We start from the raw sequence: 2,708 nt of genomic DNA, 5'->3' as shown, positions 1-2,708 counted from the left end.
TCCCGCAGGAGCTTTTAAACCTGTTCGATGGATACGTGCACGGCGGGATCAGCCGGCGCCAATTCCTCGATGGCGCGCAAAAATTCGCCGTCGGCGGGGTGACCGCGGCGGCGCTGTTGCAGATGCTGAAGCCGAATTATGCCTGGGCGATCCAGGTTCCGCCCGACGATAAACGGATCAGGGCAGGTGATGGTCGTCGTGCTCGCGCCCGGCGATGCGCCGGGCACCCTCGACCACAACAAGCTGTTCATCGAACCGCCTCACATCCGCGGCAGCGTCGGGCCCATGCGCTGCTCGCACACCCGGTCGCGAGGCGCGCGCCGGCGTAGCAGCATGCCGGCCAATGGCAGGCTCACACGCAGTGTGCCGCGGGGCGCCTCGTGCGTCTGCGACAGTTCGAGCTCGGCCGCTTCGATTTCAGAAAAGATGCGACGGCAGCGTTCGAGGAATAAGGTACCCTCCGCGGTTAGTGTGACGCTGCGCGTGCTGCGATGAAAGAGGCGCACGCCGAGCCGTTCCTCCATCCGCCCCACCGCCTTGCCGATCGCCGACGACGACACGCCAAGTTGCCGGCCCGCAACCGTGAAACTTCGCGCTTCCGCCGCCTGAACGAAGGCATTCAGCGATCCCAGACTGTCCATCCGCAAAGCTCCATTTCGGACAATCAAGTCCGATATGTTTGGAACTGCGGCCCATTTTCAAAACCTTCGGGAAGGTTCATCTAGGGTCCAACGCCATACCATGAAGGACGGGATCCGTGGGCAACCCTGTTGTCTTGATCACGGGTGCGTTGACCGGCATCGGCCGAGCGGCGGCTCTGGCTTTCGCGAGGGAAGGTAGCCGGCTCATCGTTTCTGGCCGGCACGAGGAGGCCGGGCAGGCATTAGCCATTGAGTTGCGCGCTCTCGGCGCCGAAGCCGAGTTCGTCCATGCCGACGTGCGCCGCGAAGACGATGCGCGCGACCTCGTGGATCAGACCGTCGCGCGCTTCGGTCGTCTGGATGCGGCCGTCAACAGCGCCGGCACCGAAGGCAAGCCCGGCCCGGTGACGCAGCAGACCGCCGACAGCTACGCCTCGACGTTCGATACCAATGTGCTCGGCACGCTCCTCAGCATGAAGCATGAGCTGCGGGTGATGCTCGCTCAGTGCAGCGGCGCCATCGTCAATATCTCCTCGACCAACGGCCATGCTGGCGCCGGTGGCGCCTCGGTCTATGCCGCCAGCAAGCACGCCGTCGAGGGTCTCACCAAATCCGCGGCGCTCGAAGTCGCGCGGTCGGGCGTTAGCATTAATGCGGTAGCACCGGGGCCGACCGAGACAGGCATGCTCAATCGCTTTGCCGGGAGCGCGGAAAGGAAGGCCGGCCTCGTCTCGACCGTGCCGCTCGGCCGCGTCGCACAGCCAGACGAAATCGCCAACGCCATCCTGTTTCTTTGCTCCGAGGCGTCCTTTACCACCGGGCAGGTGCTTCCGGTCGATGGCGGGAAGTCGGCGGTGTGAGAAATGAACCAAAACCCAGACACAACGAGGTGAAGCCATGGAATCGAACGTCGCAAGCGCAGTAAAGCCGGTCAAAATTCCCGGGCCCGATCATCCGATCACGATCGAACACAATCCCGCTCGCATCATCGTCTCGATCGCGGGCCGGATCGTCGCCGACACGCGGGAAGCGCTGACATTGCGCGAAGCAGCGTATCCCGCAGTGCAGTACATTCCGCGCAAGGATGTCGATATGGCGCTCCTGGAGCGCACCGATCACACCACTTACTGCCCGTACAAAGGCGATTGCAGCTATTACAGCATCCCGCTGGGGGGCGAGCGCTCGGTCAACGCGGTGTGGAGTTATGAGGCGCCCTACGCCGCCGTCACGCCGATCAAGGATTATCTCGCCTTTTACCCCAATCGCGTCGACGCGATCGAGGAACGGCCAGAGGCCTAAACGCTCTTTCCGTTGAGCTTTCCGGGACGTCGCCGCTCCCCGGCGGCTCCTGGAACTCGTCGTCGACCCTGCGGCCGCGTCGACTTGGCGTAATGCAGACGGAGTGGGCTTGCGGGCCCCACCCTTTCGAAGCCGCGTTCCAAACCAACAAGGAGCCAGTCATGTCCCGTATCGTCGAGTTTGCGTCCTTTGGCGCCCCCGAGTTCCTCAAGTTCAAGGAGGTTTCCGATCCGCAGCCCGCCGCCGGCGAGGTCCGCATTAGCGTCAAGGCGATCGGCCTCAACCGCGCGGAAAGCATGTGGCGTCACGACGAATATATCGAGACGGCGAAGCTGCCCGCGCGGCTCGGCTATGAGGCCGCGGGGACGGTCGATGCGCTCGGCAAAGGGGTCGAGGGCTTCGAGATCGGTGAGCCGGTCAATGTCATCCCCAATTTTTCAATGAACGACTACGCGACCTATGGCGAGCTGATCGTCATGCCCGTGGGCTCGATCGTTAAGCAGCCGGCGTCGCTCTCCTTCGTTGAGGGCGCATCCATCTGGATGATGTTCGTGACGGCGTATAGCGCACTGGTCGAAGACGCCAAGGTGAGCAAGGGCGACTTCGTTATCATTCCCGCGGCGTCCAGCAGTGTTGGCCTGGCGGCCGTTCAGATCGTCAACTACGCCGGCGCGACTTCCATCGCGCTGACGCGCACTTCAAACAAAAGGAAGCAGCTGCTCGAAGCCGGCGCAGCGCAGGTGATTGCCACGGCAGAGGTCGATTTCG

General features: G+C 63.3%; 3 protein-coding genes and 2 pseudogenes. 4 read left to right on the top strand and 1 reads right to left on the bottom strand.

The features are described 5' to 3' along the window. Positions 1–185 (top strand): annotated as a pseudogene (locus tag VNX23_RS06680) (twin-arginine translocation signal domain-containing protein); the annotation flags it as partial. A 141-nt stretch (positions 186–326) separates the two neighbouring features. On the opposite strand, the pseudogene VNX23_RS06675 reads toward VNX23_RS06680, so the two are convergent. After that, positions 327–641: pseudogene (locus tag VNX23_RS06675) on the bottom strand (LysR family transcriptional regulator); the annotation flags it as partial. A gap of 116 nt (positions 642–757) precedes the next feature. Between VNX23_RS06675 and VNX23_RS06670 the strand changes: the two are divergent. The 3 genes from VNX23_RS06670 to VNX23_RS06660 form a co-directional block, all read left to right on the top strand. Then, entirely contained in the window at positions 758–1,501 is a 744-nt protein-coding gene (locus VNX23_RS06670; RefSeq protein WP_325628391.1) for a glucose 1-dehydrogenase, read from the top strand. A gap of 37 nt (positions 1,502–1,538) precedes the next feature. Next, positions 1,539–1,940 carry a DUF427 domain-containing protein gene (locus VNX23_RS06665; protein WP_325628390.1) on the top strand — a complete coding sequence of 134 codons (402 nt, stop codon included), beginning with the start codon at positions 1,539–1,541 and terminating at the stop codon, positions 1,938–1,940. A gap of 161 nt (positions 1,941–2,101) precedes the next feature. Then, positions 2,102–2,708, top strand: a 607-nt coding sequence (locus VNX23_RS06660) for a zinc-dependent alcohol dehydrogenase family protein (protein WP_325628389.1), incomplete at its 3' end; no start/stop codon positions are given.

This window comes from Bradyrhizobium sp. (genome assembly GCF_035570375.1).
Lineage (GTDB): Bacteria > Pseudomonadota > Alphaproteobacteria > Rhizobiales > Xanthobacteraceae > Bradyrhizobium.
This window is presented reverse-complemented; position numbering and strand designations above follow the sequence as displayed.

Coding starts and splice junctions, on each gene's coding strand:
- VNX23_RS06665 (WP_325628390.1), top strand. CDS start 1,539: ATGGAATCGAACGTCGCAAGCGCAGTAAAGCCGGTCAAAATTCCCGGG.